The organism is Streptomyces sp. NPDC059008 (assembly GCF_042749045.1).
GTDB lineage: Bacteria > Actinomycetota > Actinomycetes > Streptomycetales > Streptomycetaceae > Streptomyces.
Genome location: NZ_JBHYJC010000003.1, coordinates 360,801 through 374,800 on the forward strand (window position 1 = coordinate 360,801; position 14,000 = coordinate 374,800).

Annotated in this window: 13 protein-coding genes and 1 pseudogene; 6 read left to right on the top strand and 8 right to left on the bottom strand. The window is 68.4% G+C overall.

Features of this window, described 5'->3' with window-relative positions; translation table 11 throughout:
- Window positions 1-72: 72 nt before the first annotated feature.
- The 4 genes from ACFWZH_RS06985 to ACFWZH_RS07000 form a co-directional block, all read right to left on the bottom strand.
- Window positions 73-429, bottom strand: coding sequence for a gas vesicle protein (locus ACFWZH_RS06985; protein WP_384426496.1), 357 nt, complete (start codon window positions 427-429; stop codon window positions 73-75).
- 203 nt (window positions 430-632) lie between these two features.
- A complete protein-coding gene (locus ACFWZH_RS06990) occupies window positions 633-1,904 on the bottom strand; it encodes an MFS transporter (protein ID WP_384426498.1) in 1,272 nt (423 codons plus the stop codon).
- Window positions 1,905-2,132: 228 nt separating this feature from the next.
- Window positions 2,133-2,567, bottom strand: a complete 435-nt coding sequence (locus tag ACFWZH_RS06995) for a VOC family protein (protein WP_384426500.1) — start codon at window positions 2,565-2,567, stop codon at window positions 2,133-2,135.
- A 188-nt stretch (window positions 2,568-2,755) separates the two neighbouring features.
- Window positions 2,756-3,970 carry a hypothetical protein gene (locus ACFWZH_RS07000; RefSeq protein ID WP_384426502.1) on the bottom strand — a complete coding sequence of 405 codons (1,215 nt, stop codon included), beginning with the start codon at window positions 3,968-3,970 and terminating at the stop codon, window positions 2,756-2,758.
- A gap of 242 nt (window positions 3,971-4,212) precedes the next feature.
- On the opposite strand from ACFWZH_RS07000, the gene ACFWZH_RS07005 reads away from it, so the two are divergent.
- A complete protein-coding gene (locus ACFWZH_RS07005; protein ID WP_384426504.1) occupies window positions 4,213-5,583 on the top strand; it encodes a serine hydrolase domain-containing protein in 1,371 nt (456 codons plus the stop codon).
- Between the two features lie 218 nt (window positions 5,584-5,801).
- The gene (locus ACFWZH_RS07010) at window positions 5,802-6,542 is read left to right on the top strand and encodes a VOC family protein (protein ID WP_384426505.1); all 741 of its coding nucleotides are present in this window, start codon (window positions 5,802-5,804) and stop codon (window positions 6,540-6,542) included.
- 281 nt (window positions 6,543-6,823) lie between these two features.
- Here ACFWZH_RS07010 and ACFWZH_RS07015 read toward each other — a convergent pair whose 3' ends face one another.
- Window positions 6,824-7,399 carry a CGNR zinc finger domain-containing protein gene (locus tag ACFWZH_RS07015; RefSeq protein WP_384426507.1) on the bottom strand — a complete coding sequence of 192 codons (576 nt, stop codon included), beginning with the start codon at window positions 7,397-7,399 and terminating at the stop codon, window positions 6,824-6,826.
- A gap of 103 nt (window positions 7,400-7,502) precedes the next feature.
- Between ACFWZH_RS07015 and ACFWZH_RS07020 the strand changes: the two genes are divergently transcribed.
- Complete coding sequence (locus ACFWZH_RS07020; protein WP_384426509.1) at window positions 7,503-8,675, top strand: epoxide hydrolase family protein; 1,173 nt, start codon at window positions 7,503-7,505, stop codon at window positions 8,673-8,675.
- A gap of 166 nt (window positions 8,676-8,841) precedes the next feature.
- Entirely contained in the window at window positions 8,842-9,159 is a 318-nt protein-coding gene (locus ACFWZH_RS07025; protein ID WP_384426510.1) for a hypothetical protein, read from the top strand.
- A 14-nt stretch (window positions 9,160-9,173) separates the two neighbouring features.
- Here ACFWZH_RS07025 and ACFWZH_RS07030 read toward each other — a convergent pair.
- A pseudogene (locus ACFWZH_RS07030) lies at window positions 9,174-9,305 on the bottom strand (IS5/IS1182 family transposase); the annotation flags it as partial.
- Between the two features lie 241 nt (window positions 9,306-9,546).
- Between ACFWZH_RS07030 and ACFWZH_RS07035 the strand changes: the two are divergent.
- The gene (locus ACFWZH_RS07035; protein ID WP_384426795.1) at window positions 9,547-9,912 is read left to right on the top strand and encodes a hypothetical protein; all 366 of its coding nucleotides are present in this window, start codon (window positions 9,547-9,549) and stop codon (window positions 9,910-9,912) included.
- Window positions 9,913-10,314: 402 nt separating this feature from the next.
- Here the strand turns inward: ACFWZH_RS07035 and ACFWZH_RS07040 are convergent, their stop codons facing one another.
- A complete protein-coding gene (locus tag ACFWZH_RS07040) occupies window positions 10,315-10,671 on the bottom strand; it encodes a rodlin (RefSeq protein ID WP_384426512.1) in 357 nt (118 codons plus the stop codon).
- Window positions 10,672-11,114: 443 nt separating this feature from the next.
- Complete coding sequence (locus tag ACFWZH_RS07045; RefSeq protein WP_384426514.1) at window positions 11,115-12,353, bottom strand: FAD-dependent oxidoreductase; 1,239 nt, start codon at window positions 12,351-12,353, stop codon at window positions 11,115-11,117.
- Between the two features lie 98 nt (window positions 12,354-12,451).
- On the opposite strand from ACFWZH_RS07045, the gene ACFWZH_RS07050 reads away from it, so the two are divergent.
- Window positions 12,452-13,456, top strand: coding sequence for a helix-turn-helix transcriptional regulator (locus ACFWZH_RS07050; protein ID WP_384426515.1), 1,005 nt, complete (start codon window positions 12,452-12,454; stop codon window positions 13,454-13,456).
- Window positions 13,457-14,000 lie beyond the last annotated feature (544 nt).

Below are 14,000 nucleotides of genomic sequence, written 5' to 3' on the forward strand. Positions count from 1 at the left end.
TCTTGTGTGTCCCTTCCAGTTGACTGGAGCGGGCCATGGACCTGGGGGAATGCGCGCTGCGGGGCGCGGGGCCTAACGGTCGACCCGGCCCCGCCCGTAGCGGCGCGTGCGCTCGTACTCCATGAGATAGCCCTGCTCGTCGAGGCGGACGCGGTAGGACGCCATCACGCTCGTGGTGTCCGGCACCCTTTCGAGCTCCACCACTTCCACGTCCGCCAGCCAGCCCTCACCGGCGGCCTTCAGCGCGGACACCGAGCCGGGTGCGCAGTCGAGCATCTCGGCAAGCTGCGCCGCGGCGAGGCGCATGGCCGCGGGGGCGGCGATCCGGTCCGGCCTGCCGCTCGCCGCTTCCGACGCGGTCGGCGCGAGCCCTTCCTCACCCGCCGCGCCCGCTTCCACCCTTTCCACGGTGCTTTCCTCGGTCGTCATGATCCCGCCCGTCGTGCCTCGTAGAGGTCGTCTGCCGAAGTTGGTGTTGTCGAACGGCCGTTGGCCGTTCGGTGTCGATGGAAGGGCGGGTGCCCGCGAACGTCGGGCGTATGCGCGAGCGGAGAAATCCCAAGGCACCTCGGCGCAGACGACCTCCAGGGCCTGTCCGACGGGTCCCGCGTGACGGGGACAGGCCTGATCGGTCACCCCGCAGCGGGCTCCGTCGCCAGCACACGCACCGGGTGGGTCTCCGGCAGCAGCGCGAAGCAGCCCAGACTGAGCAGAGCGATCCCCGTCAGATACGCGGCCACGCCCCAGGGCACCGGGCCGCCCCGCTCGGCGAGCGCCGTCGCCACGATCGGCGTCAGCGCCCCGCCGAGGACCCCACCGAGGTTGTAGCCGACCGCGGCCCCCGTGCAGCGCACCCGCGGCTCGTACAGCTCCGGCAGATACGCGGCGATCACCGCGAACATCGTGATGAACGCCAGCATCGCCCCCAGGAAGCCGAGGAACATCAACAGCGGTGCCCCCGTGGCGAGCAGCGCGACCATCGGGAACATCCACAGGGCGGAGGCCGCGCATCCGGCCAGGCACAGGGGCCGCCGGCCGAAGCGGTCGCCCAGCAGCGCCGCCAGCGGTGTCAACGAGCCCTTCACCACCACCGCGGCCATGATGCAGGTCAGCATGGCGGTACGGCTCACGCCCAGTCGTTCCGTCCCGTAGGCGAGAGACCAGGTCGTCACGGCGTAGAAGATCGCGTAACCCACCGCGAGCGCACCGGCGGTCAGCAGGACGAGCCGCCAGTGGTCGCGCACGACTGTGGCGAGCGGCACGCGCACATGGTCCTCGATCTCGCGGAAACGCGGACTCTCGGCGAGCGACGACCGCAGCCACAGCCCCGCCACGGCCAGCAGCCCGGCCGCCCAGAAGGGCACGCGCCACCCCCAGGACGCGAACTGCGCGTCGGACAGCGTCGCCGACAGCGCCAGCATCACTCCGTTGGCGAGCAGGAACCCCAGCGACGGCCCGACCTGCGGAACGCTCGTCCACAGCGCGCGCCGTTCGGCGGGCGCGTGCTCCGCGGTCAGCAGCACGGCCCCGCCCCACTCCCCGCCGAGCCCGAGCCCCTGCAGAAACCGCAGGACGAGCAGCAGCACGGGAGCGGTCACCCCGATCGTGTCGTACGTCGGCACGAAGCCGACCGCGACCGTGGAGGCGCCGGTGAGGAGCAAGGACGCGATGAGAACCGGGCGTCTGCCGTGCCGGTCCCCGATGTGTCCGAACAGCACCGAGCCGAGCGGCCGGGCGACGAAGCCCACGCCGAAGGTTCCGAAGGCGGCGAGCGTCCCGGCGACCGACGAGAACGTGGGAAAGAACAACGGCCCCAGGACCAGCGCCGCAGCGGTCCCGTAGACGAAGAAGTCGTAGAACTCGATGGCCGTCCCGGCGAGCGAGGCGGTCGCGAGCCGCAGCATGGAGGGCGCCCTTACTGTGCGTACATCGTGCATGCCCCGTCAACTACCCACGGTGATCAACGGTTACGCGAGCGCGGGGGTGTGACGCGTCAGTACGTCATGGGCGACGCCCCGCTGAACCACGCGGATCGTCGCCCATGACGTGACCCACCGGACCACGCACCTGGCGCCTCCACCAGCGCGTCCACATCGCGGTACACCTACCGGCATCGTCTTTCGGAGGACGCTTCAGTCGAGACAGAACTCGTTGCCCTCGATGTCCTGCATATGGATGCACGACTCGTTCTCCTCATCGGCAACCAGCGTTCGCACGTGGACCGCACCGAGCGCGACCAGTCGTGCGCATTCGGCCTCCAGCGTGGCGAGGCGCTCTTCCCCCACGAGTCCGGTGCCGGCCCGTACGTCGAGATGCACCCGGTTCTTGACGATCTTCCCTTCGGGAACGCGCTGGAAGAGCAGGCGCGGACCCACACCCGAGGGATCACTGCACGCGAAGTAGACGACCTGATCCTCCGGCGGCAGCGAGCGGTGGTAGTCCACCCAGCTGGCAAACCCCTCCGGGACCGGCGGTACGACGTACCCCAACACCTCGCACCAAAAGCCGGCGAGGCGCGCAGGTTCCGCGCAGTCGAAGGTGACCTGGAACTGCTTGATCGTTGACATCGGCGCACCATAGCAGGGGGAGTCTGCTGCTCATCTCCCGGTGTGCATCCGCATGTTGTCGGCGGAACGGCCCCTGCCGGGCGCTGCCGCTACCGCTGCCGTTTCCGCTGCGCCGTGCGGTCGCACGGGTGAACCGATGCCGATGTCTCCAGGGGGTGCCCGTCGTTCCGGGGGACGGGAGTCACGAGTCACCCGCCGCGCTTCAGGCGCACGACGACGGGGGCGCCGAAGGGATCGCCGGACTGGTTGACCTGGACGTGTCCGGCGCCCAGCCACTCGTCGGTGCCGGGCACCCGGTGGATCTCCTTCAGCCACAGCGACTGGTTCGACCCCTTGCGGGCACCGGTCGACAGGGGCAGGCGATGGCGCTTGATCTTCACACACCGGCCGCCGTCGGTCAGGTACCAGTTGCCGTCGAGGAACAGGCCCTCGTCGTCCTGACCCACCGGGGTCCGCAGTGCGCACCCGCCGGGCGCAGGATCCTGCTCGACCCACTTCGAGCCGTCCCAGCGCAGCCGGATGAACTCGTCAGCGGGTTCGTTCTCGACCTCGCCGTGATTGAAGCCGTTGTTGCCGTACGCGCGCACGTCACCGCCGTCGAGCGCGAAGACCTGGCCAAGACCGGCGCTGGGCTCCGGAGGGATCGGGTCCTCGAAGCGGGCCTGTGGAGTATCCACCGACTTCCAGGACGTACCGTCCCAGTGCATCGAGGCGGGCTGGCTGTACCGCTCGCCGTAGCTCAGCTCGGTCCCCGGCCCGGTCGAGCGGCTGCCGACCGCCCAGACGTCGTCCGGTCCGACCACGGCGAGGTCGGAGGAGTGGTACGGCAGGCGGCTCCTGGTCCAGCGGGTGCCGTCCCAGTGCTGGGCGGACTGCTCGCCGTCGAGGACCCAGATGTCGTCCGGGCCCGAGGCCTCGAAGTCCCCGGAACTGCCTGGCGGAGGGCTCGGCACCGCGGACCAGCGGGCGCCGTCCCACCTCGCCCAGCGGTTCCCGGCGGTGCCGTCTTCGGAGGTCTGCGCCCGCAGCCACAGCGCTTCCTGACCGACCTCTTCGAGCAAGGGCGGGTAGACGCTGGTGCCCAGAGCCCCGGGAAGGGGCTCGCGCTTCCACTGCGTACCGTCGTAGTGCAGCAGGTAGGCGTGGGTATCGCCGTTCTTCTCGGTCCCGACCGCCCAGATGTCGTCCTCGGCCAGGGCGGCGACATCGACGAACTCCCCGCTGAAGTCCGCGATGTGCTCGAACTCCCAAGTGAGAGAGACCGCAGGGGTCTTCGGCGCGGCGTCCCTGCCACCGGAGCCCGCCGTGTCGGCGGAGCCCGTACTCCGCGAGCCGGCCGGATCGGAGTCCGTGCCGCACCCCGCAGCCGTGAGCACCATGGCCACCACGGCGACGGCCACCATGCCCCCGTGCCTGATTCCCGCAGCTCTGCGCACGATCGCTCCCCCTTGCCGCTCCTCCTCGGAGCGGTTCTCGGCGAGCGGCAGCGTACCCCGGTCGAACGGTGCCGCATGCCACGGCGGGAGACGGCCAAGCCGCCGAAGCCCTGAGGTGTCATCGTGTCAGGGCGCTGTCAGGGCGCTGTCAGGCCCGGTGTCAGTGCCGTGACTGCTCGGTGTCAGGGCAGTGGGTGATCGTGGTCCGCATGATCAGTCCAGTGATCGCGGCCTCGAGGCTGCGCAAGGCGTTCCATGACAAGCCCGTGCTCGACGGCGTCGAACGGGAGGTTCCAGAAACAACCAGAGGGACCGAGATCAACACGGCCCGGATGCCGCGGGCCTTCCGGCGAGTGGGGGCCACGGCGCTGGCGGTCACGCTGCTGGCCGCGGTGGCCACACCTGCGGTGGCCACACCTGCGGTGGCCACACCTGCGGTGGCGACCACCGACAGCGGGGCCGTGCCGAAGGCCGCTGCCGGGCAGGAGCGCCCGGAGCTGCAGAAGGCCATCCAGGAGCTCGTCGACGCCGGTTACGCCGGGATGCAGATGCGCGTGAATGACCAGCGGGGCGAGTGGGTCGGCAGCGCCGGGGTGCGCAAGCTGGGCCACAGCGGCAAGCCGCCGACGAACGGCCGCTTCCGGATCGGCAGCACCACCAAGAACTTCGTCGCGACCCTGATGCTGCAACTGGTGGCCGACGGCAAGGTCAGGCTGGACGGGCCGGTGGCCGACTACCTGCCCGAGTTCGAGCTGGACCGGCGGATCACGGTGCGCATGCTGTTGCAGCACACCAGCGGGTTGTTCAACTTCGCCGGCGGCGAGGTCTACGACGACGGGACGTACGTACCGGGGATCCCCTGGCAGGGCAAGGAGTGGGTGGACAAGCGGTTCCACACCTACCAGCCCGAGGAGTTGGTCCGGCTGGCGTTGTCCAAGCCGGCGAAGTTTGAGCCGGGAACGAGATGGAGCTACTCCAACACCAACTACGTGCTGGCCAGGCTGCTGATCGAGAAGGTCACCGGCCACCCCTACGACGAGGAGATGAAGCGGCGCATCCTGAGGCCGCTCCGCCTGCGCGACACCACGGTGCCGGGCACCCGGACGAACATCCCCGGGCCGCACGCCCACGGCTACCACCGATACGAGGACGCCGGCCAGTGGAAGGTCGTCGACGTCACCCGCCAGAACCCCTCCTGGATCTCCAGCGCCGGCGAGATGATCTCGACCACCGAGGATCTCCACACGTTCTTCTCCGCGCTGAACAGCGGCCGGCTCATCCCGGCCAAGTTGCTGGCCGAGATGCGCAAGCCGCACCCCAAGAGCGACGGCCTCTTCGGCCGCTACGGCCTCGGGGTGTACGTGCAGGAAACCGGCCCGAACTGCGTCGGCACCCTCCTCAACCACGACGGCAGCAACAACGGCTACGGGGCGCTGATGTACAGCACGCCCGACGGCAGGACGACCATGACCGCCTCGATCACCATGGGGGACGCCGCCATCGACCAAGCGCAAGTGTTCCCGAAGGCGCTGGACAAGCTCCTCAAGAAGGTGTTCTGCAGCAGGCAGGCCGCGGGCTGACGGCACCCGGCCCGGCTCGGTCGACAGGGGCCTACGCCTCTCCTCGCCGCCCAGGCCGCTGGGCCCCACCGAGCAGCAGCCGCAGAATATCGCCGGCCGGCGAGGGCTTGCCTGAACGCTCTCATCGGCGCGCTGAGCATCGCGGCTGGTGAGCGAGTTGATCTCTGTTCGGCGACCGTACCTGAGGATGTCGTTGCAGAGTGCATAGGGTGGCCGACATGGCACTGCGACCTGTGAACGTGAACATCAAGGCGCTCGACGACGCGGCGGTCGGCCGGTTCTGGGCGGAGGCGCTCGGCTGGGGCATCTCCAGCGAGGCACCCGGCGTGACCAACGTCGAGCCCGGCGACGGTTTCGTCTGGCCGGACGCGGCGGCCGTCTGCATCGACATCGTCACCGTCCCGGAACCCAAGCCGGCGGCGAAGAACCGTGCACACATCGATCTCGCCACCACCTCCGCGGCCCATCAAGCGGAGCTGATCGCGCGGCTCCAGGCACTCGGCGCCAAGCCCGTCGACGTGGGCCAGGGCGACGTGCCGTGGACGGTCCTTGCCGACCCGGAGGGCAACGAGTTCTGCGTGCTGGAGCCGCGGGAGATCTACCGGGACACCGGGCCGATCGCCGCAGTGGTGGTCGACTGCGCGGATCCGCGCGCCATGGCCCGGTTCTGGGGCGAGGCGACGGACTGGACCCTGCACGAAGTGACCGACGAACAGGCGGTGCTGCGCTCCGCCAAGGGTGTCGGCCCGTACCTGGAGTTCCTCCGCACGCCCGGCGCGAAGACGGTGCCGGACCGCGTTCACGTCGACCTGATGCCGTACCCCGGTGACGACAAAGCAGCGGAGGTGGCCCGGCTGCGGGCCCTCGGCGCCACCGACCTCGACCTCGGGCAGGGCGACGCCCCCTGGACGTGCCTGACCGACCCGGAAGGCCACGAGTTCTGCGTCCTCGCCCCCTGACGCGGAGCCTTGACGACACCCCGACACGTGAGCTCGGGCGGCGAGAGCTTTCGATCGAACTCCTTACGTAGATCTACCTAGACCCACGTAGATACATGTAGATCTACGCAGATCTACGCAGAGAAGAGGGCACCGGCGCCATCCGTCGCCGGTGCCGTCGTCCGCGATTGAGGACGTCGATCGAAGGCGACGGATGGCCCTTAGCGGTGCCGTTGGGGTGCACCCCACGCGACAGATGTGTCGCAGGCGCGGGGCCCATTTGCCCTGTACCGAGGTACCGATCACTCCACTGATCTGGGGGCTTTGCGCTTATTGGCATGGAAGCGCGCCTTCTTCTGACGATTCCCGCACGTGTTCATGTCGCACCATCTGCGGGTGCGACTTTGGCTGGTGTCGAAGAAGGCGGCTTGGCAGGTTGGTGATGCACACAAGGCCAATTTTCCGTCTCGTTCGCCTGCGATGATGCTGATCGCGTCGGCGGCGATCACGCTCAGGGCATCTTCCATGCAGGAAGCCGAGCTGAGCCGCCATCGCCGCTTACCCTCGGGCGTCAGAATCGCCGCGGCCCGACCCTGAATGCTGCAGTCATTGAGGACTTGGACAGCAGACGCGGGGAGAGCATCCTGGATCGCGGCCGCTGTCGCGGCGGCGTGAATCGACTCCCTCAGTTCCCGAGCGCGGTCGAGCTGGGCAGTGGTGCAGGAGTCCACGGCGAGGCCGTTCACCGCCAGCCAGTCGACGAGTCGGTGCGGCGTGGGAATGCGCTCCACAGCGTCGCCATGACGCTCCGACAGGGTCCCCGTGAAGCTGGTCGCCAGCACCTTACCGAGGCGGAAGTCGGGGAACGCAGTACGCATGGAACCACCTTAGCCGGTTGCGGCGTGGCTCGGAGGGCTGCTAGAACCGTCTTAGCCGGTTCTTGATCGGTCGTAGCCGGTTCCACGATGGCTTGGAGGCCTCATGCCCCGTCCAACCAGCGACGTGCAAGCATTTGAAGCCCACGCAACTGACGCCGAACTCGACGATCTGCGCGCGCGACTGGCCGCGGCGCGACTGCCGGAGGCTGAGACGGTCCATCGCGCCGCGCCTGACCCTCGCCGATGGGAACAGGGCGTTCCTCTCGCCGACCTCGTCGATGTCGTGAACTACTGGCGCACCGGATACAACTGGCGGTCGTTCGAAGAGCGCCTCAACCAGATCGGCCAGTTCCGCACGACCATTGATGACCTGGGAATCCACTTCCTGCACCGCCGATCGGCACGCGCGGATGCCACTCCGCTGCTCTTGACGCACGGCTGGCCGGACAGCGTTGTTCGGTTCATCGATGTAGTGGACGAGCTTGCAGATCCGAAAGATGCAGACGCGCCGGCGTTCCATGTCGTGCTCCCGTCGCTTCCAGGCTTTGGTTACAGCGACAAACCGGCCACCACCGGGTGGGGAACCGAAAAGATCGCGGCCGCATGGGTGGAACTGATGGGAATGCTCGGCTACCGCAAGTTCGCAGCCCACGGCGGCGACTGGGGAGGCAATATCACCACGGTTCTCGGCGGCAGGTTCCCGGCGCACGTTCTCGGCATCCACACGACGTTCGCGGAGGCACCACCCGGGGTGACAACGGACGGGCTGACGGCGGTCGAGCGCAAGTGGACCGAGGAGACCCGCGATTTCTGGCGCCACCGCGCGGCGTACGCCAAACAGCAGGCGACCCGACCGCAGACCATCGGCTACTCGCTCGTCGACTCACCAGTCGGGCTCCTTGCCTGGATCCTTGACAAGTTCGCCGAGTGGTCAGACACCGAGGACAGCCCGTTCGAGACGATTTCCAGAGACAGGATTCTTGACGACGTCACCCTGTACTGGCTGACGCGGACCGGCGCATCATCGGCCCGCATTTACTACGAAAGCCACAACTCGCTCGATCCCGAACTTCGCGTCGACGTCCCGTCAGCAATCACCATGTACCCCCGCGACGTCGAGAAGTGTCCGCGCCCCTGGGCACAGGAGCGGTACCGACAGATCGTCCGATGGAGTTCGCCCGAAAGCGGGGGACATTTCCCGTCGCTGGAGGTTCCCGAGTATTTCGTCAAGGACCTGCAGGAGGGCCTCGCCGCAGTCCTGGCCGTTCATCGGTGAACGGTGAACGGTGAACGCGGCTCGCCGCCCCGACACTCGATCACCGCCTGATCCGGCTCAAGGCGTTGCCCGACGGCTTCCAGACCGAGTCCATCGAGACGGCAGACGCCTACTCGCCCACTCGCCCACCCCGCCCACACCCGCGCCATCGGCAGTGGGCTCCGCCGTGGTGCTCTGGCAGAGGGCCCTTGAGGCAGTGGGGCGAGAGCACTACGTCGAGTGGACCGTAGATGAGGGCATCGCCTGGGAGGCGAACACCTGGCCAAGTGCCTCTGGCACCTCTGAGCTGCGGGAAGATGGCGACCGCATCGTCTTTCGTGGACAGCTGAGCCTCGCCGAAGACGGAGGGGCTGTCCTGGAACTGGGCGGCGCGCTGATCCTGTTTGGCCTTGCCGACCCACCGCTGCCGGAAGGTGTCGATGGGGCGTGGGTTGAGGTCTGTGTAGCACGGGACCACGTCACTGTCTGGCCCTGCGAGGTCTGACTGACGGCCGACGATCAGGTGTCGCGGCAGTTGGGGGTGGATTCACGGGTGAGTCTGCGGCTTATGAGGTCGACCATCGCAATATGGATTATGGCTTCGGAGCGGCGGGGGTGAGTCTCGTAGTCGCGAGCGAGCCGGCGGTGGTGGTCCGGTCGACGTACACGATGGCTGGGGTCGGCAGGGCAGGGAGGCCCCCTGCAGCGCACAGGACCTCCCTGCCCTGCCGTGTGGCTGGGCATCAATTGCCGGACAGCCGGCCAACGGCGCCGAGATGGAGGCGGCTGCTGAAACGGGGGCCTGGGCCGGAAAAGATCGGTCGCAAGCTCAGGGGCAGTGGAGACTGTGAGGCAGTTCTCTGCGATGTGATCAGGAGCCCCTGTGGACGAGATGGAATTCGCCGAAGCTCTGGAGACAGTCCTGCGGGACCTCCAGGCACAGTGCGCGGTGCAGCCAGACATACGTTCGGACGACCGGTTCGGGATCACACTCTGGGCCCCGGACGGTTCAGGCCAGGGCCTGACCCCACATCCGGATGGCACCGCCGCAGAGCTGCTCGTGCACCTGGCAGATCAGGTCCAGGACTGGGCGGTGGAGGCACTGTGGTCCGAAGGCGCATCGGCGGTCTGGCCACAGTGCCCGACACACCCGGAAACGCATCCGCTGACGGCGACTGTCCGCACGGACGCGGCGGTGTGGGTATGCCCGAAGAGGGGAACGACGGTGGCGCGGATCGGGGACCTCAAGACCCACTAGCGCGGGCGGGGCCTACGGCCAGCGACGATCGGGGCCAGCCGTGCAGCGGCTGTGGCCCTGGCTGCCGTATGTGGAGTCGGCTCGCACTGCGATGCGTACGGGTTCGCGACATGCTGCGTCGGTCCGGGGGCAGAACGCCCTGGGTGGGGAGCGGCCAACGCCCCACAGTCGGGACACGTCATCTGAAAGCTGGCCAACTAGTCAACTGGTCAGCTGGTGAAGGTGATCGCCCTGCAACCAGGGTGGACGACCAGCACGACGAGGTTGACGGCGCATTGCGCGCGGTTGGTCGCCCCATCCGCGCGCGTAACAACGCAGCGCAACGCCCCGCCAGCTTCCTGTTCCTGGCCGACGGGGGCGTCGACACACATCGCAGCGCAGGGGCACCCGCGAGCCGGACAGCTATTCGTTGCTGACGCCGTTGCTGCTCAACACCGGGATGTCGTCGAGGATGTGAGAAATCGGCTCGTCACCCGTGGCCTGTGACGAGTTGTCGGTGCACTGCTGATTCTGCGGCGCGGACAGGATGGGGATGTCCTGGATCGCGACGATGTTGACGAGCCCGATGAGTTGCTGAATGTTCGCCTTGATCGGGATGCCAAGACAGAGTTTGTTGAGCGAGTCTGTGACCAGTGAGCCCTGCGGGCTCATGTCGCCATGAGTGCCCGCGCTGCCATTAGTGTCGGCCGCGGCGATCCCGGGCGCCGCGAACACCGCGGCGCCGGTCAGGGCAGCTACAGCGAGGATGCGAAAGCGCATTCCATGTCCCCTCAGTGTGTTTGCTGTTGCCGGCAGACGTACCCCCACTTAGTGGGCCGATTCCCCAAGTAACCCGTACGTGGAGCGAGTTGGGGGGTTGGGAAGAAGCGACTCAGCGCCGAAGGTACTCGCCCCGACCTATGTCAGGCTCTCGAAGCCGGCCGCACCCTCGAGGCCATCACGCGGACGCCGCCCACGACATCGACTGGACCGTGTCGCTGGCCGGCGGCTTGGTGCGACGCTTGGCTAGGTCGGCGACGTGCTTCTCCAGCGCGAAGGCAACAACCCGCGGCGGGGACGCGGCGGGTGCCGGTGGTGCCCTGGGTGGTGGCCAGGCGGGTACGCGGTGCGGGCGGCGGACAAGGGGGGGCTCGTCGGCGAGAGCACGGACGATGACCGCGGCCGCGAGGACTGAGCCGCGCGACTTACTCCGACATTGATCGTCAATGACGCAGCCGGGCGGCAGCGGCCAGGATCGGGGTGGTCACTGCGGTGGCGGCGGCGCCGAGTGTGGTGTCGGTGGCCAGGATCAAGCGGACCGTTCTCATGGCAAGGGTGAGGACCTCGCTGCCGCGCTGGCGCATGCCCGCCTCGAATCGGTTCACGGCCTCGGTCGTCGTCGTATCGCCGTCATTGACGTCGCCCAGGTGCTGAAGCAGGGCGGCGGCATCGCGGATCGCCGCGCCGGCCCCCATTCCTGCGGTGGGTGGTGTCGCGTGGACGGCGTCGCCAAGCGCGGTGATGCGGCCAGCAGGCCATGGCGCGAGCTCGGTGGCGCGGGTCGAGGCGGCGTTGAAGCGGTACGCGGCCACGCTGTGCGGGTCGGCGCGGGCGATGACTTCAAGCGTGTGCTCGGCCCAGCCCTGCTCGCTGAACCGCCTCAACAGCGCGGCCTGCAACTCGCCGTCGCGCAATGCCCGTAGGGAGCCGGTCGCGGGGGATTCGGGGAACATGGCGCCCCAGATGTAGGTGGGACCGGTGGTGACGGACATCCGCAGCTCGGGGGCGTCGAGCATGGTGTTGCCGACCGGGTCAAGGAAGCCGACGTACAGCGCCGCACCCCGTGGGCCGATCGCCAGCCCTGATCGTGGTCCGAGCCGTCGCTGTTCACCGGGACTCAGGTCGGTGCGGAGGGTACGGCCGGAGAACCCGATGAGGCCCGCCGGGCTGTTGGTCCGGCCTCCCGCCAGGTGCCGGGCGACCAGGGAGTGGGTGCCGTCCGCGCCCACCACCAGATCCGCCGAGACAGGTGCGGCGTCGGTGAACAGCACTCGGGGTGCGCCGTCGTCGCCCTGGCCGACGTCGGCCACCGTCCGTCCCAGATGCAGGGCATCGCCGACCTCCTCGGCCAGCAGCATGCGCAGAGTGATGCGATCGATATCGATGCCGGAATCGCCGCTGAGGTCCGGACCGTGGCCGAGCAGTCGGCCGCGACGGTCCCAGAACGCGTCGCGGTCGCGCAGCCGCAGCGCCGAGGCCGACGCCAGCAGCCGCTGCATGATCTCCGGCGCCACCAGCTGCCGCAGCGCCGACTGGGCCCGCTCGTCCAGGGTGATGTGGTAACCGCCTGTCGCCGCCACGTCGGTGTCGCGGTCGAACACCGCCACCTCGAGCCCCCTGCGGCGCAACCCCGCCCCCAGTGCGAGTCCACCGATCCCGCCACCGACCACGACAACACGCATATCCGTCCGTCCCTTTCCACCGCTGTTCGCCTGCACGGGCACTGAACAGTGACACCGGTAGTGGACACCGAGTGGCCACTACCGGGCATGATGGGACGATGGCGAGCACCTCACGACGGGCATTGCGGCTGCTGTCCCTGTTCGGATCGCGTCGCCTGTGGCCATTGCGCGAGCTCGCCACCGCGCTCGGGGCCAGTGAACGTACCGTCCGCCGCGACATCGAGACCCTGCGCCAGCTCGGATACCCGATCACCACCGTCCACGGGCCCGATGGCGGTTACCAGCTCGGCGCAGGGCACACCCTCCCTCCGCTGATGTTCGACCACGATCAGGCCCTTGCGGTCGCGGTGGCCCTACAAACCGCGCCCAGCACGGTGTTCGGCCTGAGAGACGACGCGGCGCGGGCACTGGTCACCCTGGAACAGGCCATGCCCTCTGCGCTGCGGGAATCGATGAAATCCCTGCGCCTCACCAGGTTGCAGAACTACTGGGAGTTCTCGGCACCCCCCATCGACTCGGCCGCGCTCACCGCAGTGGGGGCCGCGGTACGCCACCGCCACGTACTCGTCACCGAAATGCTCCGCGCCGACGGCTCACGCCCCGAAACCGGCGACGACGACTTCCTGCCCGCCCGCCGCATCGAGCCCCACCATCTGGTCGTCTGGGCCGGGCGGTGGTACCTGGTCGCCTACGACCTCGGAGACCACCAGTGGCGAGTGCACCGTGTCGACCGGCTCCGTCCTCGTCCCACGACCCACCGCTTCAGTCCGCGCCAGCCTCCCTACGACGACCTCGCCCACTTCGTCATGAGCAGTCACGACCGCGGCGACACCCCCGCCGCCTGGCAGTGCACCGGCAAAGCCCGACTCAACTTGCCGGCCGGCATCGTCGCCCGCTGGGCACCAAGCGGTTCGGTCGTGGAACACCTCGACAGCGAGCACTGCCGCCTCACCCTCGGCGCCTGGTCCTGGGCCGGCATCGCCGGAATCCTCGCCACCTTCGATACCGAACTCACCGACCTCCACCCGCCCGAACTCGCCCATGCGTGCCGCCGACTTGCCGACCGATTGGCATTCGTCGCGGACACCGAAGGAAAACCGTAGTCGTCTCTCATAGACGGTCCCTTGCCCGAGCGAGATGAAGAAGAGCCGTGCGGAGATCGCGAGTGCCGGATTCGTGCGGAGATCGCGAGTGCCGCATCCGTTCGCAGAACTCGTTCTCGCCGAGGCGAGTTCGGCGCACCTCAGAGAAATGTTCGTAACAGCTTCGTCCGTGGGCATGACGGCCCCTCAAGGAGTTCTCCCGCTACTACGCCGTCCGATCGATCAATCCGGGCTCGGTGTTCGCGAAGCCGCACCGCCAAGGCGCGGAGGCACCTCTGTCGGATCGGGCGGCGATCGGTTGCGGTAGCGGACGTGCTCGTTCTGGCGCCGGAACCCCACGCTCTCGTAGAGGTCGTAGAGGTCGTAGGGGCCGTAGGGGCCGTAGAGGTCGTAGGGCCGGAGCGGATTTGCGGTCCCGGTGTCCAACCGGGCGGTCTCGGCACCGTGCTCGCGAAGGCATCGCAACCCCACCTTCCACAACCGAGCGGGCGTCGATCCGGTCCCGCTGTGCACAGCCCAGCCGCACAGTGGCCATGGCGCCGTG

What these genes read in the sequence shown, in the direction of transcription:
- ACFWZH_RS07045 (WP_384426514.1), bottom strand. Translation starts at nt 12,353, where the DNA reads ATGCGTGTTGTCGTGGTCGGTGGCGGGATCGGTGGACTCGCACTGGGG.
- ACFWZH_RS07035 (WP_384426795.1), top strand. Translation starts at nt 9,547, where the DNA reads ATGGAATTCGCCGAAGCTCTGGAGACAGTCCTGCGGGACCTCCAGGCA.
- ACFWZH_RS07005 (WP_384426504.1), top strand. Translation starts at nt 4,213, where the DNA reads ATGATCAGTCCAGTGATCGCGGCCTCGAGGCTGCGCAAGGCGTTCCAT.
- ACFWZH_RS06995 (WP_384426500.1), bottom strand. Translation starts at nt 2,567, where the DNA reads ATGTCAACGATCAAGCAGTTCCAGGTCACCTTCGACTGCGCGGAACCT.
- ACFWZH_RS06990 (WP_384426498.1), bottom strand. Translation starts at nt 1,904, where the DNA reads ATGCTGCGGCTCGCGACCGCCTCGCTCGCCGGGACGGCCATCGAGTTC.
- ACFWZH_RS07020 (WP_384426509.1), top strand. Translation starts at nt 7,503, where the DNA reads ATGCCCCGTCCAACCAGCGACGTGCAAGCATTTGAAGCCCACGCAACT.
- ACFWZH_RS07000 (WP_384426502.1), bottom strand. Translation starts at nt 3,970, where the DNA reads ATGGTGGCCGTCGCCGTGGTGGCCATGGTGCTCACGGCTGCGGGGTGC.
- ACFWZH_RS06985 (WP_384426496.1), bottom strand. Translation starts at nt 429, where the DNA reads ATGACGACCGAGGAAAGCACCGTGGAAAGGGTGGAAGCGGGCGCGGCG.
- ACFWZH_RS07050 (WP_384426515.1), top strand. Translation starts at nt 12,452, where the DNA reads ATGGCGAGCACCTCACGACGGGCATTGCGGCTGCTGTCCCTGTTCGGA.
- ACFWZH_RS07015 (WP_384426507.1), bottom strand. Translation starts at nt 7,399, where the DNA reads ATGCGTACTGCGTTCCCCGACTTCCGCCTCGGTAAGGTGCTGGCGACC.
- ACFWZH_RS07010 (WP_384426505.1), top strand. Translation starts at nt 5,802, where the DNA reads ATGGCACTGCGACCTGTGAACGTGAACATCAAGGCGCTCGACGACGCG.
- ACFWZH_RS07040 (WP_384426512.1), bottom strand. Translation starts at nt 10,671, where the DNA reads ATGCGCTTTCGCATCCTCGCTGTAGCTGCCCTGACCGGCGCCGCGGTG.